Here is a 24,429-nt window from a genome sequence, read left to right as displayed (position 1 = left end):
CGTCTACGAACTTTTTTGATTATTATTTTGCCAGAAGCATCATAATGTCGTTGCTTCGTGCAATGAACTTAGTCATAGCATCTGGAGATAATGGCTGGTTACTTAACATAGCCAGGTCATATAACTGTTCACAGAACATTGGAACATGTTCGGAATCCTTGTTTTCCAGAATGTATTTTACTAAATCATTGTTTGCATTCAAAGTTAAGGTAACATCATTTGCACCAAAGTCCATGCCTGCCATACCGTACATTTTCATCATATCCTGCATACGGCGTCCTTCTTCAGAAAGAGTGATGACAGAAGAGATAGAAGCATTTTTCAGTTTTTCTACGGAAACCTTCAGGCCCTCGTTATTTAATGCTTTGCGGAAGGTCTCTGTTAAGGTTTCATTTGCTTCTTTTAATTCCTCTTCGGAAGTTTCTTCCTTCATGGAGTCAGTTACGTCTGCGTCGATACGGACGAATTTAATCTTTTCATTTCTACGCTCTAACTGTGTAATGAAAGAGGTATCAATATTATGCTCTAAGATAACGGCATCCATACCTTGTTCCTTGAACATGTTGATGTACTGACCTTGCTGTTTTACATCTGTTACATAGTAAATTGGCTTTCTGGTATCTTTTTCTTCAGTATTTTCTGCGTCCTTGTTTTCGGAATCTGCAGTTTCTTCATCATCCACCTTCAGGCATTCCGGAAGAGTGAGGTACTTATTGTCCAGATTCTTAAAGAGGATATAGTCATTCATCTTGTCACAGAATTTCTCATCCTTTAAGCAACCAAATTTGATAAATGGACTGATGTCATCCCAGTATTTTTCGTAAGTTTCTTTTTCGGTCTTACACATACCGCTCAGCTTGTCAGCTACTTTCTTGGTGATGTAATCAGAAATCTTCTTTACAAATCCATCGTTCTGTAGAGCACTTCTGGATACATTCAGTGGTAAATCAGGACAGTCAATAACACCCTTTAACAGCATCAGGAATTCAGGAATGACTTCTTTGATATTGTCAGCAATGAATACCTGATTGTTGTATAACTTGATAGTTCCTTCAATGGAATCATATTCTGTATTGATTTTTGGGAAATACAGAATACCTTTCAGGTTGAACGGATAATCCATATTTAAGTGAATCCAGAACAGTGGCTCTTTATAGTCCTGGAATACCTTGCGGTAGAATGTTTTGTAATCCTCATCGGTACATTCGTTTGGATGTTTGGTCCAAAGTGGGTTGGTATCATTTAAAGCAACCGGACGTTTCACAATCTTTGCTTTTTCCTGACGAGGAGAAACTTCAACCTGTTCTTTGGTTCCGTCTTCGTTCTCTTTTTCTTCGTATTTTGCTTCTTCTACAATATTTTCAATAACAGTATCTTTTTCTGTTACTTCATCAGCAGGAATGGTTTCATATTCCGGTTCTGCATTTTCCTTCTTTAAGAAGATTGGAGTAGGCATGAAAGAGCAGTATTTTTCAATAACTTCTCTTGCGCGATACTCATTGGCAAATTCCAGACAGTCTTCATTTAAGAAAAGAGTAATAGTAGTACCAACAACATCTTTGTCGCCGTCTTTCATATCGAATTCTGTACCGCCATCGCATTCCCAGTGAACCGGTGTAGCACCATCTTTATAAGAAAGAGTATCAATATGTACTTCGTCAGCTACCATAAAAGCAGAATAGAAGCCAAGACCGAAATGACCGATAATTTGTTCATCACTTGCTTTATCTTTGTATTTTTCTAGGAAATCAGTTGCGCCGGAAAATGCAATCTGATTGATATATTCTTCTACTTCATCTGCGGTCATACCAATACCGTTATCGATGAATTTTAAGGTCTTTTCTTCCGGATTTACCAGAACCTGAATCTTCGGTTCATAATCCTCAGGGAGCTGATATTCACCCATCACATCTAATTTTTTTAACTTGGTGATAGCATCACAACCATTGGAGATTAACTCACGGTAAAAAATATCGTGGTCGGAATACAACCATTTTTTTATAATAGGAAAAATATTGTCACTGTTGATAGAAAGACTTCCATGTTTGTTACTCATTTGTCAACACTCCTTTTTTCTTTTTTTCTCTCTGAAAGAGATTGTAATACTGCAATTTTTAAAAGTCAATAGAAAATTAGCACTCTTTTCAAATGAGTGCTAACAAAAACGTGCAACGTAAGGAAAATAGAGGGATTGAGAAATTATTAAAAGTTTATAAACTGGTAGAAAAATGAAAATAGTTGACCGAAAATGAAGAGGATAGTAGAATAGGAAACAGTTGGTTAACGTTAGAAAGAGAGGCATACGGAGAAAAATGGAAAATGAGTTAAAAGGAAGTATGATAACAGGGAATCCGACCAAGGCGTTGATTGCATTTACGCTTCCTATGGTAGGAGGAAATCTGTTTCAGCAGTTTTATAATATTGTAGATTCTATTATTGTAGGAAATGTGGTAGGCGAAGATGCTTTGGCAGCGGTAGGAGCATCTACAGCAATTACTATGTTATTTGTTATGGTAGCAATAGGGACTGGAATTGGTTGTTCGGTGGTAATTTCTCAGCTTTTTGGGGCAAATCAGTTGGCAAAGATGAAGACAGCAATTTCTACGGCATTATTATCAATTCTTGGCTTTAGTGTCTTTTTAAGTGTTCTTGGAATGGTTATTAATAAAGGAATTTTGCGACTTATGGGAACGCCGGATAATATTTTTGCAGAAGCGTCGGATTATTTGCAAATATATTTCTATGGATTTGTATTTTTGTTTTTATACAATGCTTTTTCGGCTATCTTTAATGCATTGGGGGATTCCACAAAGCCATTGTTGTTTTTGATGTTTTCTTCTATATTGAATATCGGATTAGACTTGCTTTTTGTTGCAAAGCTTCAAATGGGAGTTCAGGGAGCAGCCTGGGCAACGCTGATATCACAGGCAATTTCTGCGGTATTATCTTTTAGCTTCTTAATGAAAAAGCTTCGAAAAATTGAGACAGAGAGTTTTAAAAGATATGATATAGATATGTTGAAGCGTATGGTAACAGTAGCTATTCCTACTATCGTGCAACAGTCGATTGTGTCAGTGGGGATGCTGTTGATACAATCTGTAGTAAATCGTTTTGGTTCTACTTTTATGGCCGGTTATACGGCAGCAATTAAGATTGAAGGAATTGCTATTACACCAATGGTTGCAGTAGGAAACGCAGCATCCACATATGTAGCGCAGAACATGGGGGCAAAAAAGCCGGAGCGGATTGGAGAAGGATATCGAATCTGTCTTACGATGGCAGCCGGAATTGGCCTTTTAATTGCTATATTCCTTCATTTTGCAGGAGAAGAGGTTGTCGGAACGTTTATGAACTCTTCTACCAGTGCAGAAGCTATTTCCATTGGAGCGGAGTATTTAAGTATTGTGTCAATGTTTTATTTTGTAATGGGACTTATGAATGTCAGCAATGGGATCTTGCGAGGAGCAGCTGATATGAAGTGGTTTCTGGCATGTAGTTTATGTAATCTGGCAACTCGTGTAATTCTTACTTATGCACTGGCAGGTGTAACAGCAGGAAAAATTATTATGTGGGCAAATCCTATCGGATGGCTAGTAGGACTTGTGATTGCAGTATTCCGTTATTTCCAGGGAGGATGGAAAAAAAGAGTGCTTATATAAGAAAAAAGCACGAAAATCTACGAAAATGTATAATAAACTAGATAAAAGGTCAGTGTTATGATAAGATAGAAAAAGCAACGACAGTAAGGAGAGCAGTATGGACAGAATGATGAATTGGGCAATTTTAGGTACAGGAGATATTGCGAATGAAATGGCACAGGCCTTAAAGAATACAGGAAGAAAGGTGTATGCAGTAGGAAATCGTACCCATGAAAAGGCAGTAGACTTTGCAAAGGAGTATGAGATAGAAAAGGTGTATGACAACTTTCACGAGATGTTTCAGGATGATGCAGTGGATGTAATCTATATTGCAACACCGCACAATACACATAGCGAATTTATAATGGAAGCAGTTTCTAATGGAAAGCATGTTTTATGTGAGAAAGCGATTACTTTAAATAGTAAGGAGTTGGAAAAGGCAATCAATCTTGCGAAAGAGAAGAATGTAGTTTTGGCAGAGGCAATGACGATTTATCATATGCCACTTCATAAAAAACTACGTAAAATGGTTGAAGAGGGCGGCATCGGAGACATTGGAATGATCCAGATTAATTTTGGAAGTTTCAAGGAATATAATATGGACAATCGTTTCTTTAATCCTAAAATGGCAGGAGGAGCACTTTTAGACATTGGTGTTTATGCTATATCTTTGGCAAGATACTATTTGAAGTCTCAGCCCAATCAGGTAGTTTCTATTATGAAGAAGGCGCCAAGCGGAGTGGACGAGATATCGGGTATTGTCATGCAGAATGCAGAAGGACAGATGGTGGTTATTTCTCTTTCTCTTCATACAAAACAGCCGAAGCGCTGTAATATCTGCGGTGAGAACGGATATATTGAAATTGTGGATTATCCGAGAGCAGAGGAGGCTAAGATTGTATATACAGAGAGTGCCAAGACGGAAATTGTTAAGGAAGGCGAAATGAGCCTTGCTCTTCAGTATGAGCTGGAGGATATGGAGAAGGCGATTCTCGGAAATGATGATGATATTTTGCTGGATTATACGAGAGATGTTATGCAGATTATGACGGATTTAAGAAAAGAGTGGGAGATGTATTATCCGGAGGAAATAGGAAAAGCGGCAGTGAGTGCGTAAGCTGGGTGGATAAATGAAAGGATGTTTTTTTAATTTACAAAGAATAAGAGTAATTATTGCATTGGCTTTTTTTAACTTTATATTTCTGGGAACAGAATATTTGTTTGATAATATGATGGCATATGTAACTGACTCAAAAGAGGTAGTGATTGCACAAAGTTATGTTCTGGGGGCAAGTGTGATTGGTTTTCTTCTGTTTTCGATTTTTAATCGAATTGCCGGAGAGAATGTGAAGCAGATTTTAGTTTTTGTGGCATCTATTGTTAGTATTATTTGTATTTTTATTATACAGCAGCATGTGTCATATGAAGCAATATTATTATCTGGTTTGGTTGTTTTCGTATTATTGGGAATTGCAGGAAGTGCAGTACACTATATGGCAGCTTGTGTGCTGGAGAATGACAAAAATTTGGCAAGGACGGTTGGGTTAGCTTATGCCATTGGATTATTGTTTCAGTTTATAAACAACAATCTGGTAAATAATGACACAATTGAGTCCATTGTTCTTTCTGTTTTTTTGACAATTTTCATTATTTTGTTAGTGAGATTAAATCATGATGCAGTGTTAGAAGAAAAGAAAAACATGCTTCATCATCCAGTTATTACAGGTGGCATTTTGATAAGTATTGTTATTCTAATGACTTGTATTTTTGCAACCTTGGATAATGTGGTAACACTTTTTCATGCAGCCGGTAGTATGGATATAGGGCAGTGGCCACGGCTACTCCTTGCATTAAGTGGACTAATAGCAGGAGTTTTGTTTGATTTGAAAGAACGTCACTATATGAATATTATTATGTACTGTGTGACGCTTCTGTCAACAATTTGTGTACTTGTTATTGTATCAGGAGGACCTTTTTTAATAGGGCTTATCGTATTTTATCTTTCAGCGGGATTTTTCGTTGTGTTTTTTACTACAGGATTTATGGAGTTATCATACCGTATGAAGGTTCCTGAACTTTGGGCAGGGCTTGGTCGTGCCGTGAATAATATATGTGCAGGAATTATAGGAACATGGTCGCTCTCATTAATAGAGTCTGGAAATAGTGTGTTAATAAGTATTATAGCACTTGTTTTATTTGCATTAATAAGTGTAGCAATTTTCTTATATTCAAACCAATTTAGAAGTAATACAGAGAGGAAAGAAGGGAGTGAAAACGAAAAAACGGAAGAAAACATTGAAAAATTTTCAAGATTTTCGAAAGCATTCTCACTTACCACGAGAGAAGAAGATGTGCTTAAAATGTTATTGAATTCGGATGATAGTGTGCAGGAGATAGCAGACCAGCTTTTCATATCAAGAGCAGCATTGTATAGACATATTGCATCTTTGAATGAAAAGACAGCGACAAAGTCTAGGATTGGATTGCTACAATTTTATTATGCTTGGGAAGAAACAGGAGAATGAGACGAATGAACAAAAGGAGACGTTTCCGTCTCCTTTTTGTGTAGAAAATGACCTATTTTCTAGTAACGTTGATATTACCGCTGTCACAGAAAATCTCAATATTCCGGTCTTTTCCGTTATCTTTTTTATAAGTACATTCTTCATCATCGTTTGGTTGCATTCTCTTGTTATTCACATGAATATCGCCATATTCGGTAGAAAGGTCGTAGTTGAAATCTGCTAGATCTTGACGAAGTTCTAAATCTACGTTTCCATATTCATTACGGATATCCACAGTTTCAAAGTCGGCATCCTCCAAACAAAGATTACCGGAATTAATAGAAAATGTGCTGTTAGAAGAGGTGAAACTGTAAATATCAGTGTTCCCGTAATCATTAGTTAGAGAAAATGTACTGGAAGTAAGCTGTTGTGTTTCCAAATTGCCACTATCCAGTTTTATAGATCCTGATGTGGAAGCCGTTAAGCTATCTCCGGTGACGTTTCCATATTCATTTTTAATTGTTAAATCATTACAAGAAATAGTTCCGAAGTCCAAGTTTCCGGAATCCATGGTTAGATGGAAAGTATCTCCTGTGAAATTCTCAAAATTCAGATTGCCATAATCCAGTGTAAGTTCAGCTTCTTTTGCCTGAATCTGTTTAAAATCCACATTTCCGCTGTCATTGTAGATAGATAACAGGTCAAAATATTTATCTTCAGGAACGTAAAGCTTCAAATAGAATGGTCCTTCGGGAAAAAGTCCAAAGTGAACCTGATACTTTTCCTGCACATTCCCTTCTTCAAAGTGAAATTTTCCATCGGATACGCTATAGGTAGGTTCCTTGCAAGTGCCATCAAGACGATATTCCAGATAATATCCATCAGAAGGAATAATAGAAATGTCAGCATAGCTAATGGAAATGGAGATTTCGGAAAAATCATCCAGACTTGTCTTCTCAAGTACATGGGGGGCTACTTTTTCAACTTCAGAAGAAGCAAAAGCATTTTTTCCATTTTTTATACCAGTGCCAACAATGATTCCACCTAAAACAACACTTGCACCAACAGCGATGCCCACCAAAATAGTTAATATTTTTTTTGAATTCATAAAAAAATCCTCCCTTGTAGTTCGTTCTAAATATAATAACGAGCTACGAGGAAGAATATCTTCAAAAAGGCTAAATATTTGTTGTATTATTTTGTTGGCGTTCGTTTAAAAGTTGATTAATTTCATCTGCTTCTATTTTCCAACTTTTATAAAAGTAATAGTGAATGTATCCAACAGTTGCTACAAAGAAGAGGGTGAGAGGAAATAAGGTTGAAAAGGTAAAGGTAAACCAATTTCCACAATATGCGAATAGGAGCATAAATAGATATAAAACAATAAGCTCTGTAAAAAAATAGCTGAAGTTGTTTTTAAAATCGATTCGGTTTAGTATGGCATCGATTATCACGGTTCCTACCAGATATACTAAAAATTCTAATAAAAAGTAGAAGTAGTCAGACATGGAAGAACCGGATATTAGATTCCAAATACAAGAGTACAGAACAGTGAGTGTGAAAGTAATCGCAATAGACGGAATATAAATTTTGTGAATTTTTTTCATAGTAACCTCTTTTCTGTTTCTATAAAGAAACGTATTTAAAATGTACTTACTGACAATATAGTTTTTCTTTTAGGGTAGAAATGTAGTTTCTGGAAATAATTAGTTTTTCTCCATTTTGCAGGGTTGCTTCCATACGATGATTACCACAAGGTTTTACACATTTTAGATAAGAAGTATTTAAAATGCAATTTTTACTAATGCGTGCAAAAGAAGTATGGTGGAGTCTTTCTTCTAATTCCCCGAGGCTGGATTTATGGTAATAAGTATGATTGGTATCATAGAAAAAAGTTTTTCCGTCTACCGAATCAAAATATAGTATTTTTTCAATAGGAACTTGATATAGTTGTTTATCTAATTCTCCTTCTAATGAAAAAGTAAAGTGGCGGATGTAATTAATAAGTGAATTTAAGCGTTCATCCATATGGGTACAGTTGATAATGATTTCAGTTTCTGTGAAATTATTGCTTTGATTTATAGTTAATTTCAAAAGTACACCTCCTTATAAATGCGATTCTTAGTAAGCTTACAAGATGATGATAGGGGAAAAAGAAGAGAAAATCAATGCAAAAGATGTGAAATGCCAAAAAGAAAGTTGAAATGCCCATAAGAAAAAGAAGCGGACTAAATATCCGCTTCTTCTTGCATTTTTGCCAAATTCTTCTGTGCAGTAGACAGCATCAGTTTGATTCTGTTCAACTGGTTTACTTCAGAAGCACCTGGATCATAGTCAATTGCCACAATATTAGACAATGGATATTGATGGCGAAGTTCTTTAATAACACCTTTTCCTACAATATGGTTTGGTAGGCAGGCAAATGGCTGCGTACATACAATATTGTTTGTTCCTGTATGAATCAGTTCCATCATTTCTCCGGTTAAGAACCAGCCTTCACCGGTCTGATTTCCTTCGGAAACAATTGGAGCAGCATATTTTGCCAGCGTTTCAATACGTGCAGGCGGATCAAAGTGTTTACTCTTTTCAAATTCATCTCTTGCAGCACTTCTAAGCCATTCTAATGCTTTGATTCCAAGGTTTGCATTACGGGCAGAAGATTTCTTCATGCCAAGGTTTTCGGCCTTGAAATTCGTATTGTAGAAGCAGTAGAGGAAGAAGTCTGTTAAATCTGGAACAACAGCTTCAGCTCCTTCGGATTCTAATAGTTCTACCAGATAATTATTGGCAGCCGGCAGGAATTTAACCAGAATTTCGCCTACCACCCCAACTTTTGGTTTCTTAATATCCAACATTGGTAAGTTATCAAAGTCACGAATAATTTCACGACAGTAGCGTTTAAACTTCCGATGGGATAATGGTTTGGTAGTAGATACAAAATCAATACATTTTTTCTTCCATTTTTCATGGAGTGCATTGGCAGTTCCCGGAACAGCTTCGTATGGACGGGTACGATACAGACAACGCATGAATATATCACCGAAAATCAGAGCGTACAGTCCGTGTTGAATCAATGGTAGTGTAAGTTTGAATCCGGGATTACCCTCTAAGCCGCTTAAGTTAATGGAGATAACCGGAACATTGGGGTAACCGGCTTTTTCTAAAGCACGACGGATAAAACCAATATAATTGGAAGCACGACATCCTCCACCTGTTTGGGAGATAATAACGGCTGTTTTATTCATGTCATACTTTCCGGACAACACAGCTTCCATAATCTGTCCGACTACCATTAAAGATGGATAGCAGGCATCATTATTAACATACTTTAATCCTACATTGACAGCATCTCTTCCGTCATTGTCAAGAACTACCAGGTTATAGCCGGCAGCACGGAAGGCCGGTTCAATCAAATCAAAGTGAATTGGTGACATCTGTGGGCAGAGAATAGTGTAATCCTTGCGCATCTCTTCTGTGAAAACAACACGGTTATAACTGGAAGGAACAATAGTACGTTTGGTATGCTGTTTTTCTTTCACACGGATAGCGGAAAGAAGAGAGCGGATACGGATACGTGCAGCTCCTAAGTTATTTACTTCGTCAATTTTAAGACAAGTGTAAATCTTATCGGATTTCGTTAAAATGTCATTGACCTGATCAGTAGTAACAGCATCTAAACCGCAACCAAAAGAATTCAACTGAATTAAGTCTAAGTCATCCCTTGTTTTTACAAAATTTGCGGCAGCATAAAGTCTGGAGTGGTACATCCACTGGTCCATAACTAATAGAGGACGCTCTACTTCCTGGAGATGGGAAACAGAATCTTCGGTCAGGACAGCAATACCATAGGAATTAATTAATTCCGGAATACCATGGTTGATTTCAGGGTCAACATGATAAGGACGTCCCGCCAGAACAATTCCACGGCGACCGGTTTCTTTCATATATTTCAATGTTTCTTCACCTTTGCGTCGAATGTCTTCACGCATTGCTGCAAGTTCTTCCCATCCGGCATCTACAGCAGCTTTTATTTCTGTGGCAGAAATAGAGAATTCCTTTTCAAATACAATCTGTAACTGCTTTAATAGTGCATCTTTATCTGTAAAAGACATAAAAGGGTTTAAGAAACGCATTTTACCGGAAGTAATCTCATCTACGTTGTTTTTAATATTTTCCGCATAAGAGGTTACAATCGGGCAGTTGTAGTGATTATTTGAATCCGGAAATTCATTTCTCTCATAAGGAATACATGGGTAGAAGATAAAGTCCACATGATTCTGTATGAGCCAAGATACATGTCCATGAGCAAGTTTTGCCGGATAACATTCGGATTCACTTGGAATGGATTCAATACCAAGTTCATAAATTTTTCTGGTAGATTGTGGAGACAGTACAGTACGGAATTTTAAGGTTTTGAAGAAAACGGCCCAGAAAGGGTAGTTTTCGTACATATTTAAAACCCTTGGAATTCCCACAGTTCCACGAACAGCCTCTGTTTCAGACAGTGGCTCATAATCAAAAATACGTTTATTCTTATATTCAAACAGGTTCGGAATCTGTTCTTTATTTTTTTCTTTTCCGAGACCACGCTCACAGCGGTTTCCGGTAATGAACTGGCGGTTTCCGGAGAAACGGTTAATGGTCAGAAGACAATGGTTTGTACATCCCTGACAGCGAATCAGCTTTGTGTCTACTTCCAGATTTTCAATTTCTTCAATGGATAACATAGTAGTAGAATGATTGTCTTCATAACGTTCCCTTGCGATTAAGGCAGCACCGAATGCGCCCATGATTCCTGCAATGTCAGGACGTACTGCTTCACAGCCGGATATTTTTTCAAAACTTCGTAAAACAGCATCATTATAGAAGGTACCGCCTTGTACAACAATGTGTTTTCCAAGATCACTGGCGTCAGCTACCTTAATAACTTTAAATAACGCATTTTTAATAACAGAGTAGGCAAGTCCGGCAGAAATGTCAGAAACCTCAGCCCCTTCTTTTTGTGCCTGTTTTACTTTGGAATTCATAAATACGGTACAACGTGTTCCAAGGTCAATTGGGTTCTTAGCAAATAGTGCAGCCTGTGCAAAATCTTCCACAGAGTAATTTAAGGATTTTGCAAAGGTTTCGATAAAGGAACCACAACCGGAAGAGCATGCTTCATTTAACTGAACACTGTCTACAGTCTGATTCTTAATCTTGATACACTTCATGTCCTGACCGCCGATATCCAGGATACAATCTACATCCGGATTAAAGAAAGCTGCCGCATAGTAGTGGGCAACAGTTTCTACTTCTCCGTCATCCAGCATAAAGGCTGCCTTTAATAAAGCCTCACCGTAGCCGGTGGAGCAGGAATGAACAATATGTGCTTTTTCAGGTAGTAAGTCATAAATTTCACGAATTGCAGTAGTAGCGGTAGCAAGTGGATTACCATTGTTACTGCTGTAAAAAGAGTAGAGCAGAGAACCGTCTTCGCCAACTAATGCAACTTTGGTAGTAGTAGAACCGGCATCAATTCCAAGATAACAGTTTCCTTCGTATGTAGATAAGTCACCGGTTACTACATGATGCTTACCGTGACGATTGGAAAAGGTATCATATTCCTCTTGTGAAGCAAATAAAGGTTCCATACGTTCTACTTCAAATTCCATATGAATATCGGATGAAAGTTTATCTAAAATGTCATCAAGCTCCATGGTAACCTCAGGCTGGCAGTTTAAGGCAGAACCAATGGCTGCAAACAGATGAGAATGTTCCGGAGCGATAATGTGTTCATCATCTAATTTTAATGTACGAATAAAAGCTTCCTTTAATTCAGAAAGGAAGTGAAGTGGTCCACCTAAAAACGCAACATGTCCGCGAATAGGTTTTCCGCAAGCAAGACCGGAAATGGTCTGGTTTACTACCGCCTGAAAAATAGAAGCGGACAGGTCTTCTTTAGAAGCACCTTCATTAATTAATGGTTGAATATCTGTCTTTGCAAATACACCGCAACGTGCCGCAATTGGATAAAGTGCTTTGTAATCCTTGGCATATGTATTTAATCCGGTAGCATCGGTCTGTAATAAGGAAGCCATCTGGTCAATAAAAGAACCGGTTCCACCGGCACAGATACCATTCATACGTTGTTCAACGTTACCACCTTCAAAATAAATAATTTTGGCATCTTCTCCACCAAGTTCAATGGCAACATCTGTTTGCGGAGCATAGTCCTGTAATGCGGTGGAAACAGAAATAACCTCCTGTACAAATGGAATGTTAAGGTGTTTTGCAAGGGTCAATCCGCCGGAACCTGTAATCATAGGTGCAAGAACTATGTTTCCGAGTGCATCCTTTGCCTTCGAAAGTAAATCAGAAAGGGTTTCACGGATATTGGCAAAATGACGCTCATAATCTGCGAAAAGCATTTCATTCTGTTCATTTAAGACAGCAACTTTTACAGTAGTAGAACCAATATCAATGCCTAACTTGTGTAAAGTTTCATTTTTCATAATCTAACCTCCAATGCCCAAAAGCATGGAAAACATACTAATTGAGCCGTATTTACTATTTACAAAGATGTACAGTAAAAACTGTGATGTTTCTACTTATTATATATATAGTAGAAACCAGACAAAGTTTATTATACGACAGTAATTTACAAAAAACAATTTATTTCTTATTATTTTATAGAATATTTAGATATTCCCTTGTCCAATATATGTTGTCGGTAGGAAGTTAGAACGGTTTTTGAAAAGGGGAATATAATATGGTAAAAAGAAATAATGGAGCAAGTAATGGCAAGAGAAGTAGAAAATATTCCAATTGGTCCTATTTATACCGGAGGACCTTGTAGGGGAATGGTACATGTGATTGAAAATGGAGATACACTTTATAATCTGGGGAAAAAGTATCATGTAAGTGTGACGCAGTTGATGTTTGCCAATCCTTATGTAAATGTATATAATCTGCAGGTTGGGGATGAACTTTGTATTCCCACACGATTGAGACAACGAGGAGAGGAAATGGAAGATGAGAGGGAAGAAGGGAATTTATAAACTTTTTATGAAACCGTGAGTGGTTTCGTTGACAAAGCTTTTGGGAAAATTTATAATGATACCAATATGGAAAAGACAAATGAGGTGCATTATGAATTTTTTGAATAAGATGGAACGTAAGCTTGGAAAGTACGCAATTCACAATCTGACTTTCTGGCTGATTGGATTTTATGTTTTGGGCTACATTATAGAATATACGATGCCGAATGTCCTGGGTATGCTGACATTGGAACCATATCTGATTATGCAGGGGCAGGTCTGGAGATTGATTTCCTGGATATTGATTCCACCAAATACGAATCTCATATTTATGATTTTTATGCTAATGTGCTATTATTTTATAGGGATATCAATTGAACATGTTCTGGGTACCTTCCGATATAATGTATATCTGCTGGGTGGAATGATAATTTCAATGATTTCCGCTATGGCGTTATATGGAATTTATTATCTTGTAGCCGGAGTACCATTGATAGGGATTGGTCTCTATTACAGTACTAATTACGTTAATATGTCATTATTCTTGACATTTGCGGCATTATTCCCGAATGTTCAGTTTCAGTTGTATTTTTTGATACCGATTAAAGCAAAATGGATGGGAATCATTGAGTTTGTATGGGCAGCGTTTTCATTTGTAAACGGAAATTTAGCACAGAGAACAGCAATTATAGCTTCATTGGCAAATTTCCTGATTTTCTATCTGTGTACCAGAAATTATCACAGAGTATCGCCGAAGGAGATTCATAGAAAGCAGGTATATCGGCAACAGATGCGCCAACCGCAAGGAGTGACAAGGCATAAATGTGCTATTTGTGGTAGGACAGAAAAGGATGGGGAAGATTTGGAATTCCGCTTCTGCTCTAAGTGTGAGGGGAATTATGAATACTGTCAGGAACATCTTTTTACCCATCAACATATAAAGCGTAGTTAAAATGGGTCATCCATTGACAAACCTAATATAAAATTTTATAATGGACATAATTGGTAAAAGACTGTTTTCCAACAGTCTTTTTACTAGTTTTTAAAATGTGCAGGACCAGGAGGAACACAGATGGAAATGGAAAACGAAGTAGTTTCCAAGAACTTTATTGAACAGATTATTGATGAAGATATTAAGGAGGGACATTGTGAGACGGTAAAGACACGTTTCCCACCGGAACCAAACGGCTATCTTCATATTGGACATGCTAAGTCTATTATATTGAATTATGGACTGGCGCAAAAATATAATGGAAAGTTTAACATGCGATTTGATGATACGAATCCAACAAAAGAAAAAGTGGAGTTTGTAGAGTCTATTAAGGAAGATATTAAATGGTTGGGAGCAGACTGGGAGGACAGACTGTTCTTTGCATCTGATTATTTTGAACAAATGTACGAAGCGGCAGTAAAGTTGATTAAAAAGGGAAAAGCGTATGTTTCTGACTTAACAGCAGAAGAAATCAGAGAATATCGAGGAACATTGACAGAGCCGGGAAAGGAAGATCCAAGTGCCGGACGAAGTGTAGAAGAGAATCTGCAGCTTTTTACTGAAATGAAGGAAGGCAAGTATGCAGATGGTGAAAAGGTATTAAGAGCAAGAATCGATATGAAATCTCCAAATATTAATATGAGAGACCCGGTTATCTATCGTGTAGCACATATGACCCATCATAGAACAGGAGATAAGTGGTGCATTTATCCGATGTATGATTTTGCACATCCAATCGAAGATGCTATTGAGGGAATCAGTCATTCCATTTGTACACTGGAGTTTGAAGACCATAGACCTTTGTATGATTGGGTAGTGCGTGAGTTGGAATATCCGAATCCACCAAAACAGATTGAGTTTGCAAAGTTATATCTGACAAATGTGGTAACAGGAAAGCGTTATATTAAGAAATTAGTAGAAGATGGAGTCGTAGATGGATGGGATGATCCGAGACTTGTTTCCATCGCAGCATTGCGAAGACGTGGATTCACACCGGAATCTATTCGTAAATTTGTTGAGTTATGTGGTGTATCTAAGGCAAACAGTTCTGTAGATTATGCAATGCTTGAGTATTGTATTCGTGAGGACTTAAAACTGAAACGTTCTCGTATGATGGCTGTGTTAGATCCGATTAAATTGGTAATTGACAATTATCCGGAGGGACAGGTAGAGTATCTGGACGCTGCCAATAATCTGGAGAATGAAGAATTGGGAACACGTCAGATTCCATTCTGCCGAGAACTTTATATTGAACGTGATGACTTTATGGAAGAACCGCCAAAGAAGTATTTCCGTTTGTTCCCGGGAAATGAAGTACGTTTGATGCATGCTTATTTTGTAAAATGCGAGAGTTTTGTGAAGGATGAGAATGGAAATATTACAGAAGTACATTGTACTTATGATCCTGAAACAAAGGCAGGAAGTGGATTTACCGGACGTAAGGTAAAGGGAACGATTCACTGGGTACCGGCACCATTTGCAAAACAGTGTGAAGTACGTTTGTATGAGAATCTGGTGGATGAAGAAAAAGGAGTATATAATAAAGAGGACGGTAGCTTGAATCTGAATCCGGATTCTTTAAAAATATTAAAGAATTGTTATGTAGAGCCGGCATTAGCAGAGACGAAAGCATATGATAGTTATCAATTTGTGCGTCAGGGATTTTTCTGCACCGATGCGAAGGATTCTAAGCCGGATGCACTGGTATTTAACCGTATTGTATCATTAAAGAGCTCATATAAGCTTCCAACTCAGAAATAGGAATATCGAAGGAGGAAATATCATGAATTTATTTTCTGGATTAGAAAAATTTGGATTAAATCCAACAGAATCGATGAATTTGTTTGAAGAAGAGACGAAAGAAGCTACTAAGAAGGCAGATGGAGAAAAGGCAGAAGAGAAGATTCCGTCAGAGGAAGAATTTATATTGGAAAAAAGCGTGCGTTGTAAAGCATGTGATAATGTATTTAAGACAAAAATGATTAAGAACGGAAGAGTAAAGAGATTGGAGCCTGATAAGGATTTACGTCCAAGATTCCAGTATATTGATACGTTAAAGTACGATATTACTTCTTGTCCGGTATGTGGTTATACTGCAATGAATCGTTATTTTGACCAGTTGACTTCTGCACAGGCAAAACTGATTCGTGAAGGGATTAGTTCTCAGTTCCATAAGAGTGAGGAACCGGATACACCAGTGTATTCTTATGATGTGGCAGTGGATCGTTACAAGTTGTCTCTTGTAAATACAATGGTGAAAAAGGGAAAAGACAGCGAAAAAGCATACACTTGTCTTAAAATTGCATGGTTATTAAGAGGAAAAGGCGAGACTATGCCGGAAAATACACCGGAAGAAAAACAAGCAAAGGAAGAATGCAAGAAGGAAGAAGAAGCATTTTACCAGCAGGCATTTGAAGGCTTTATGAAAGCAACGGCGAAAGAAATGTATCCAATGTGTGGTATGGAACAGAGTACCGTAGATTATTTGATATCTTATATGGCATATCATTTTGGAAAGTATGAGATAGCATCCAAGTTCCTTGCAAGTGTACTATCATCAGCAGCGGCAAGCCGAAGAATGAAGGATATGGCACTGGATTTAAAGGAAGATATTATTGCACAACTGAGAAAGAAATAAGAGAAAAGCGCTTCGATAAGAAGCGCTTTATAGACATATGGCTTGTTTTTTAGGCATATAATGAGCAAAGGTTTGTAAATGGCAAGTTTGGAGGTATCTATGAAAAAACATATAAAATTCCTGATAACAGGTGTAGCGGTCATGCTGGCATGTGCGACCCTTACTGGTTGTACATCAGAAGAGGAGAGAGAAGCAGCTGCAAAATATAAGGCAGAGGCAGAAAAATATGTAGAAGGTAATAATTATGAAGCTGCGCAAAAGTCTATGAAAAAGGCTTTGGAGCAGACACCTAAGGATGAAGAATTATTAAAAGCATCCGAAGAACTGGATAAAAAGGCAGAAGAAATGAATGCTTATACTAAGACTTTGGAAGCGGCTATTGCAGCAATCGAAGCAGATGATGCACAAGCATTAAATGAATTGCAAGAAAGCGATGCAGGAAAAGCATTGGCAGAAATGATAGGGGATGAAGGAAGCTATATTTATATAGCGGAAGGTGGCACAACAGGCAAGGGTATTGGGGTCTATGCCTTAAAAGGAGATGAACGCGTATGGTATTATGGAGATTATGCAACCGGTATCAGAGATGGAAATGGTATTTGCTATTATGTGAGTCCTAATATGGAAGGTGAAGGACTTTATAAAGAAGTATATACAGGAGAGTGGAGAGAAGATAAACCGAATGGAACAGGACGTCAGCTTGTTGTAAGAGGGGATATCGTATATAAGGATCAGGATTATACAGTAAAGGATGGGCTGTTTTATGGAACGTATCAGATTAATGATACTTTAGAGGATGGAACACCCGTTACGGGAAGTTATACGTTGGTAGATGGGAAGTATCAAACCATTTCAGACGAAGAACTTCTGGCAAATAGTTTTGCAGTTCCGACAGAGCCACATCTCTCTATTGCTTTTTTGTTCGATGCATCTGGCGTAATTAAAAGTTGTAGGATGATAAAAAATGTAGTAGATACAACCGAAGGTGTGGTAGGTTTTAGATAGAATAATACATTTGTAAAAGATATATAAAAAAGCAGTACACTGTGAAAGAATTCATAGTGTACTGCTTTTTAAATGTAAAATTAACTATTTATTGTTTTTTTCTGCCTCTGCCATCTTCATAGCTCTCACTTTTAATGGAAGACCAAACAGAGTGATGAAGCCTTCTGCATCATGGTGGTCATATAAATCACCGGTGGTAAAGCTTGCCAGAGATTCGCTATACAGAGAATATGGAGAAGTAGTTCCTGCTTTGATGATGTTTCCTTTGTACAGCTTGAATTTTACTTCACCGGTTACATATTTCTGAGTAGAGGTTACGAATGCCTGTACTGCTTCACGAAGCGGTGTGAACCATTTTCCTTCGTATACAATCTGAGCCATTTTGTTGCCCATATCTTTTTTGGTATTCATGGTGTCACGGTCTAATACAAGTTCCTCTAACTGTTTCTGAGCCTCCATAAGAATGGTTCCGCCAGGAGTTTCATAAACACCACGAGATTTCATACCAACTACACGGTTTTCTACAATATCAACGATACCAATACCATGTTTTCCGCCTAATTTGTTTAATTCGCGAATGATTTCTGCAACCTTCATGGATTTTCCGTTCAGAGTTTTAGGAACACCTGATTCGAAAGTCATAGTAACATATTCCGGTTCGTCAGGAGCCTTTTCTGGAGAAACGCCAAGTACTAATAAATGGTCGTAGTTCGGCTCATTTGCCGGATTTTCAAGTTCCAGACCTTCATGGCTGATATGCCATAAGTTACGGTCACGGCTATAGCTGTTGTCCGCAGAAAATGGAAGATCGATTCCGTGAGCTTTGCAATATTCAATTTCATCTTCACGGGACTGCATACCCCATTTATCATCTCGCCATGGAGCAATAATCTTTAAGTCAGGAGCCAGAGCTTTAATACCAAGTTCAAAACGAATCTGGTCATTTCCCTTACCGGTAGCACCGTGACAGATAGCAGTAGCACCTTCTTTTCTTGCAATTTCTACTAATTTTTTTGCAATTCCCGGACGAGCCATGGAAGTACCTAAAAGGTATTTGTTTTCATAAACGGCACCAGCCTGAACACATGGAATGATGTAATCTTCTGCAAATTCATCAATAATATCTTCTATGTATAATTTAGAAGCACCGGATAATTTGGCACGTTCTTCTAAGCCATCCAGTTCCTCTTCCTGACCACAATCAATACAGCAGCAGATAACTTCATAGTCATAATTTTCCTTTAACCATGGAATAATGGCAGTGGTATCCAGTCCGCCGGAATACGCTAAAATTACTTTTTCTTTCATCTTAAAATCCCTCCGTTGAAATTTATCATAAATCTTATATCTAACTATACAATAGGATTCTAAAAAAGGCAAGTGAAAAAATATACATAAATAAATAATAAAAATGCATATAAAAAGACAAAACGACGAAAGGGAACGTGGAGGAAAGTGCTGATAGGTATAATTAAGGAAGAAAAATAGATTGTTTTAATGAAATGTGAAAAAATATGCATGATATACTTGCATAAATAAATAAAAGAATGTATAATTATGCAATATCAAAAGAAAAAAGTCCTTTACGAATGACAAAATATATATTACTATGGTAAAGAACTAACGTTATGAAGAAATAGGAAGGTGTATTGAAATGATAAAAGCAGGAATAATCGGAGCAACCGGATACGCAGGCGGAGAGTTGGTGCGTATTCTGCTGGGACATAAGGAAGTGGAGATTAAGTGGTATGGCTCTAGAAGTTATATTGATGAAAAGTATGCCAATGTATACCGCAATATGTTTCAGTTGGTGGAAGATACCTGTCTGGATGATAATATAGAAGAACTGGCAAAGCAGGTAGATGTTATTTTTACTGCAACACCTCAGGGATTCTTAGCAGGAGTGCTGACAGAGGATATTTTGCAGCATACCAAGGTAATAGATTTAAGTGCAGACTATCGTTTAAAGGACGTAAAGACTTATGAAGAGTGGTATAAGATAGAACATAAGAGTCCGCAGTTTATTGAAGAAGCTGTCTATGGATTGTGCGAAGTGAATAGAGAAAAAGTGAAAAAGGCAAGACTGGTGGCTAATCCGGGATGTTACACTACATGTTCCATACTTACAGCATATCCATTAGTAAAGGAAGGATTGATTGATCCGAATACGTTGATTGTAGATGCTAAGTCAGGAACCTCAGGAGCCGGAAGAGGGGCCAAGGTACCAAATCTTTTCTGTGAAGTAAATGAGAATATGAAAGCTTATGGCGTGGCAACGCACAGACATACTCCTGAGATTGAAGAACAGCTTGGATATGCGGCAGGAGAACAGGTTGTTATTAACTTTACACCACACCTTGTACCGATGAACAGAGGGATTTTGGCAACAGAGTATGCTTCCTTGAAAAAGGTACAGCAGCCGGATGGAAGTGTTACATATCCAACCTATGAGCAGGTGAAGGCAGTTTATGATAAATATTATAAGGATGAATATTTTGTACGTGTGTTAGACAAGGACCAGTGTCCTGAGACAAAATGGGTAGAAGGAAGTAACTTTGTAGATATTGGATTTAAAATAGATGAACGTACCGGACGAATTATTATGATGGGAGCTATTGATAATCTGGTAAAAGGAGCGGCAGGACAGGCAGTTCAGAACATGAATCTGCTATTTGGATTTCCTGAAAACGAAGGTTTACAGTTAGTTCCAATGTTCCCTTAATATAGGATGAAGGAAGATGGAAAATAAAATGGATATTGTGATACGGGAAATGAGACTAGAGGATTACGAAGGCGTATATGCTCTTTGGAAAACAATTAAAGGCTTTGGAATACGAAGTATGGATGATTCCAGAGAAGGAGTAGAACGTTTTATCAAGAGAAATCCTACCACCAGTATTGTAGCAGAAGCAGATGGGAAAATCGTAGGTGCAATTTTGTGTGGGCACGACGGCAGAAGAGGTTGTTTCTATCATGTGTGTGTGCAGGAAGAATATCGCAAGCATGGGATTGGAAAACAAATGGCAGTAGAGGCTATGCGGGCATTACAGAAAGAGCATATTAATAAGGTCTGTCTCATAGCATTTAAGAGTAATGAAGTGGGAAATGCTTTCTGGAAAAGTGTCGGATGGACCTTTCGAGAAGATTTGAATTACTATGATTTTACCCTAAATGATGAAAATATTACTACGTTCCAGTAAAAAAGAGTCGGAATGAATGATACATAGGAAAGGAAATGGGAAGGATGGAAATAATCACGGGCGGAGTTACCGCAGCAAAAGGATTCAAGGCAGCAGCCACAGCAGCAGGAATTAAATATAAAGACCGTACCGATATGGCAATGATTGTAAGTGAAACACCGGCAGTATCAGCAGGCACATTTACCACCAATGTAGTAAAAGCAGCTCCGGTAAAATGGGATAGACAAGTAGTAGAAAGTCAGGAATGCGCTCAGGCAATCGTAGTAAATGCAGGAATTGCTAACGCATGTACCGGAGAAGAAGGAATGTCCTATTGTAAGAAAACAGCAGATGCTGTTCAGGAAGTATTAAATATACCGGCAGAACAGGTATTGGTAGCATCTACCGGAGTTATTGGAATGCAACTTCCAATCGATAGAATACAAAATGGTGTGAAGACAATGGTACCAAAACTTTCTGATACAAAAGAGAGTGGTCATGAAGCAGCATGTGCTATTATGACAACAGATACAAAGTCTAAGGAAGTAGCAGTAACCTTCGAAGTGGATGGAAAGACCGTAACCGTAGGCGGTATGTGTAAAGGTTCGGGAATGATACATCCGAATATGTGCACTATGTTAGGCTTTGTAACAACCGATTTTGCAATTTCCAAAGAACTGCTTCAAGAGGCATTGCGTGAGGATATAAAAGATACATATAATATGATTTCCGTAGATGGTGATACATCTACCAACGATACCGTATTACTGCTTGCAAACGGAATGGCAGGAAATACAAAGGTAACAGAAAAAAATGAGGCATATCAAAAGTTTGTAGAAGCATTGAATTATGTAAATACTACACTGGCAAAGAAGATGGCAGGGGATGGAGAAGGTGCAACGGCGCTATTTGAAACCCAGGTTATCAATGCAGATACAAAGGAAAATGCTAAGGTACTTGCAAAGTCTGTGATTTGTTCCTCTTTGACTAAGGCAGCTATTTATGGACATGACGCTAATTGGGGAAGAATTCTTTGTGCTTTAGGATATTCCGGAGTACAGTTTGACCCGGAAGCTATTGAATTGTTTTTCCAGAGCAAATCCGGAAAGATTCAGATTTATAAGGATGGAGTTGCAACGGATTATAGCGAAGAAGAAGCTACGAAAATATTGTCTGATGAAGAAGTAACCGTACTTGTAGATATGAAAATGGGAGATGCACAGGCTACTGCATGGGGCTGTGATTTGACCTATGATTATGTAAAAATCAATGCAGATTACCGTTCTTAAGATAGAGATAGGAAAAGAGGATAAGAAAAATGGAAGAAAAAAATATGCAGGAAATCTTACAAAAAGCAGAGGTGCTCATTGAAGCACTTCCATACATACAGCGTTTTAACCGAAAAATTATTGTGGTGAAATACGGCGGAAGTGCCATGGTAGATGAGGAATTGAAAAAGAGCGTGATTCAGGACGTAACCTTATTGAAATTGGTTGGTTTCAAGCCGATTATTGTACATGGTGGTGGGAAAGAAATCAGCAAATGGGTCGGAAAAGTTGGTATGGAGCCGGAGTTCATCAATGGTCTTCGTAAGACTGATGAGGCGACCATGGAAATTGCTGAAATGGTACTTGGAAAGGTGAATAAATCACTGGTACAGATGGTAGAAGAACTTGGAGTTAATGCAATTGGTATTAGTGGAAAAGATGGTGGTCTTTTAAAGGTAGATAAAAAGTATTCCAATGGACAGGACATCGGATATGTAGGCGAAGTAAAAGAAGTAAATCCAAAGATTTTATTTGACTTATTAGAAAAGGACTTTTTACCAATTATTTGTCCGGTAGGTTTAGACGATAATTTTGATACTTATAATATCAATGCAGATGATGCGGCATGTGCTATTGCAAGAGCGGTTAATGCAGAAAAACTGGCATTTTTAACAGATATTGAAGGAGTTTATAAAGATCCGGCAGATAAGTCTACATTGATTTCTGAACTGACTGTTTCAGAGGCACATAAGTTAATTGAGGGAGGAAATATCGGCGGAGGTATGTTACCGAAGCTGAATAACTGTATAGATGCCATTGATAATGGGGTATCCAGAGTACATATTTTAGATGGAAGAATTCCACACTGTCTGTTATTGGAAATCTTTACAAACAGAGGAATTGGAACTGCGATTTTAGGAGATGGAGAAGAGCGCTTTTTTTCCACAAATATTGAAAAATAAGGAGAAGTGAAAATGGAATCGAATATATTGATGGAACGGTCAGAAAGCCGTATTTTACATACATATAATCGTTACAAGGTGGTTTTAGACCATGGCGAAGGCGTATATCTTTATGATATAGAAGGAAAAAAGTATCTGGACTTTGCAGCTGGAATAGCTGTTCAGGCATTAGGATATGGAAACGAAGAATATAATAATGCATTAAAAAATCAGATTGATAAGTTATTACATACTTCTAATTTGTATTATAATCAGCCTATTGCAGAAGCGGCAGAAAAGCTTTGTGCGGTTTCAGGACTTGAACGTGCATTTTTTACCAATAGTGGTGCAGAAGCCATCGAAGGAGCATTAAAATCAGCGAAGAAATATGCTTATGAAAAGGATGGATGTACGGACCATGAAATTATTGCTATGGAGCATTCTTTCCATGGAAGAACATTGGGAGCACTTTCTGTTACAGGAAATGCTCATTATAGAGAACCTTTTGAACCATTACCTGGAATTGTAAAATTCGCTGAATTTAATAATTTAGAGAGTGTAAAAGCCTTGGTTAATAAAAAGACCTGTGCAATTATTATGGAAACCGTACAGGGAGAAGGCGGTATTTATCCGGCAGAAAAAGAGTTTTTGGCAGGAGTGAAGAAAATCTGTGAGGAAAACGATATTTTACTGATTCTGGATGAAATTCAGTGTGGTATGGGAAGAACGGGAGCAATGTTTGCATGGCAAAATTATGGTATTCAGCCGGATATTATGACCTGTGCGAAAGCATTGGGCTGTGGAGTTCCTGTTGGAGCCTTTGTTATGACACAGAAGGTGGCAGATGGTTCGTTAAAGCCGGGAGATCATGGAACTACTTATGGTGGTAATCCTTTTGTAGGGGCAGCGGTCAGCAAGGTATTTGATATTTTTGAAGAAAAGAATCTGGTAGAACATGTAAAAGAAATCTCTGTTTATCTGGAAGAACAACTGGATAAATTAGTAGAAGAATACAACTTTGTAACTGCCCGTAGAGGTATGGGGCTGATGCAGGGATTGGAGCTTACTATTCCGGTGGGAGAGGTTAGTGCTAAGGCTTTAGAATATGGTCTGATTGTCATTACGGCCGGAAGCAATGTACTTCGTTTTGTTCCACCACTTGTCATTGAAAAAGAACATGTAGATGAGATGATAGAAAAATTGAAAAAAGTATTTTGCGAATTCAAGTAAGATGTATAAAAATTCC

At 37.8% G+C, this 24,429-nt stretch carries 19 protein-coding genes; 13 read left to right on the top strand and 6 right to left on the bottom strand.

What is annotated here, in order from left to right:
• Positions 1-22: 22 nt before the first annotated feature.
• Positions 23-2,056 (bottom strand): molecular chaperone HtpG, encoded by a 2,034-nt coding sequence (gene htpG, locus BIV20_RS09145; protein ID WP_075720283.1) that lies wholly within the window; start codon positions 2,054-2,056, stop codon positions 23-25.
• Positions 2,057-2,276: 220 nt separating this feature from the next.
• Here htpG and BIV20_RS09140 point away from each other — a divergent pair, with 220 nt between their 5' ends.
• From BIV20_RS09140 to BIV20_RS09130, 3 genes are all read left to right on the top strand, one after another.
• The gene (locus BIV20_RS09140) at positions 2,277-3,659 is read left to right on the top strand and encodes an MATE family efflux transporter (RefSeq protein WP_278335665.1); all 1,383 of its coding nucleotides are present in this window, start codon (positions 2,277-2,279) and stop codon (positions 3,657-3,659) included.
• Between the two features lie 97 nt (positions 3,660-3,756).
• Entirely contained in the window at positions 3,757-4,755 is a 999-nt protein-coding gene (locus BIV20_RS09135; protein ID WP_075720279.1) for a Gfo/Idh/MocA family protein, read from the top strand.
• Between the two features lie 13 nt (positions 4,756-4,768).
• A complete protein-coding gene (locus BIV20_RS09130) occupies positions 4,769-6,163 on the top strand; it encodes an HTH domain-containing protein (protein WP_075720277.1) in 1,395 nt (464 codons plus the stop codon).
• Positions 6,164-6,215: 52 nt separating this feature from the next.
• Here the strand turns inward: BIV20_RS09130 and BIV20_RS09125 are convergent, their stop codons facing one another.
• The 4 genes from BIV20_RS09125 to BIV20_RS09110 all read right to left on the bottom strand — a co-directional run bounded on the left by BIV20_RS09125 (position 6,216) and on the right by BIV20_RS09110 (position 12,636).
• A complete protein-coding gene (locus BIV20_RS09125; protein ID WP_075720275.1) occupies positions 6,216-7,250 on the bottom strand; it encodes a DUF4097 family beta strand repeat-containing protein in 1,035 nt (344 codons plus the stop codon).
• Positions 7,251-7,320: 70 nt separating this feature from the next.
• A complete protein-coding gene (locus BIV20_RS09120; protein ID WP_075720273.1) occupies positions 7,321-7,749 on the bottom strand; it encodes a DUF3021 family protein in 429 nt (142 codons plus the stop codon).
• Between the two features lie 46 nt (positions 7,750-7,795).
• Positions 7,796-8,236, bottom strand: coding sequence for a LytTR family DNA-binding domain-containing protein (locus BIV20_RS09115; protein ID WP_075720271.1), 441 nt, complete (start codon positions 8,234-8,236; stop codon positions 7,796-7,798).
• Between the two features lie 134 nt (positions 8,237-8,370).
• On the bottom strand, positions 8,371-12,636 hold the full coding sequence (locus BIV20_RS09110) for a 2-hydroxyacyl-CoA dehydratase (RefSeq protein ID WP_075720269.1): 4,266 nt from the start codon (positions 12,634-12,636) through the stop codon (positions 8,371-8,373).
• Positions 12,637-12,921: 285 nt separating this feature from the next.
• Between BIV20_RS09110 and BIV20_RS09105 the strand changes: the two genes are divergently transcribed.
• The 5 genes from BIV20_RS09105 (at position 12,922) to BIV20_RS09085 (ending at position 17,795) form a co-directional block, all read left to right on the top strand.
• The gene (locus BIV20_RS09105) at positions 12,922-13,182 is read left to right on the top strand and encodes a LysM peptidoglycan-binding domain-containing protein (RefSeq protein WP_075720267.1); all 261 of its coding nucleotides are present in this window, start codon (positions 12,922-12,924) and stop codon (positions 13,180-13,182) included.
• Between the two features lie 91 nt (positions 13,183-13,273).
• Complete coding sequence (locus tag BIV20_RS09100) at positions 13,274-14,113, top strand: hypothetical protein (RefSeq protein ID WP_075720265.1); 840 nt, start codon at positions 13,274-13,276, stop codon at positions 14,111-14,113.
• 126 nt (positions 14,114-14,239) lie between these two features.
• Positions 14,240-15,913 (top strand): glutamine--tRNA ligase/YqeY domain fusion protein, encoded by a 1,674-nt coding sequence (locus BIV20_RS09095; protein ID WP_075720572.1) that lies wholly within the window; start codon positions 14,240-14,242, stop codon positions 15,911-15,913.
• Between the two features lie 22 nt (positions 15,914-15,935).
• The gene (locus tag BIV20_RS09090; RefSeq protein WP_075720263.1) at positions 15,936-16,790 is read left to right on the top strand and encodes a DUF2225 domain-containing protein; all 855 of its coding nucleotides are present in this window, start codon (positions 15,936-15,938) and stop codon (positions 16,788-16,790) included.
• A gap of 99 nt (positions 16,791-16,889) precedes the next feature.
• Positions 16,890-17,795: a hypothetical protein gene (locus BIV20_RS09085; RefSeq protein WP_075720261.1), complete on the top strand. Its 906-nt coding sequence runs from the start codon at positions 16,890-16,892 to the stop codon at positions 17,793-17,795.
• A gap of 84 nt (positions 17,796-17,879) precedes the next feature.
• Here the strand turns inward: BIV20_RS09085 and BIV20_RS09080 are convergent, their stop codons facing one another.
• The gene (locus BIV20_RS09080) at positions 17,880-19,103 is read right to left on the bottom strand and encodes an argininosuccinate synthase (RefSeq protein ID WP_075720259.1); all 1,224 of its coding nucleotides are present in this window, start codon (positions 19,101-19,103) and stop codon (positions 17,880-17,882) included.
• Between the two features lie 346 nt (positions 19,104-19,449).
• On the opposite strand from BIV20_RS09080, the gene argC reads away from it, so the two are divergent.
• From argC to BIV20_RS09055, 5 genes are read left to right on the top strand one after another with little or no spacing between them, the layout of a single operon-like run.
• Positions 19,450-20,517: an N-acetyl-gamma-glutamyl-phosphate reductase gene (gene argC, locus BIV20_RS09075; RefSeq protein WP_075720257.1), complete on the top strand. Its 1,068-nt coding sequence runs from the start codon at positions 19,450-19,452 to the stop codon at positions 20,515-20,517.
• 16 nt (positions 20,518-20,533) lie between these two features.
• On the top strand, positions 20,534-20,995 hold the full coding sequence (locus BIV20_RS09070) for a GNAT family N-acetyltransferase (protein WP_075720255.1): 462 nt from the start codon (positions 20,534-20,536) through the stop codon (positions 20,993-20,995).
• Positions 20,996-21,039: 44 nt separating this feature from the next.
• Entirely contained in the window at positions 21,040-22,263 is a 1,224-nt protein-coding gene (gene argJ / locus BIV20_RS09065) for a bifunctional ornithine acetyltransferase/N-acetylglutamate synthase (protein ID WP_075720570.1), read from the top strand.
• A 29-nt stretch (positions 22,264-22,292) separates the two neighbouring features.
• Positions 22,293-23,204 (top strand): acetylglutamate kinase, encoded by a 912-nt coding sequence (gene argB / locus BIV20_RS09060; RefSeq protein ID WP_075720253.1) that lies wholly within the window; start codon positions 22,293-22,295, stop codon positions 23,202-23,204.
• A gap of 12 nt (positions 23,205-23,216) precedes the next feature.
• Complete coding sequence (locus BIV20_RS09055) at positions 23,217-24,413, top strand: aspartate aminotransferase family protein (protein WP_075720251.1); 1,197 nt, start codon at positions 23,217-23,219, stop codon at positions 24,411-24,413.
• Positions 24,414-24,429: the final 16 nt, after the last annotated feature.

This window comes from Roseburia sp. 499, from assembly GCF_001940225.2.
Classification (GTDB): domain Bacteria; phylum Bacillota; class Clostridia; order Lachnospirales; family Lachnospiraceae; genus Petralouisia.
The sequence above is the reverse complement of the archived record's forward strand: the minus strand, read 5'-3'. Positions and strand labels throughout refer to the sequence as shown.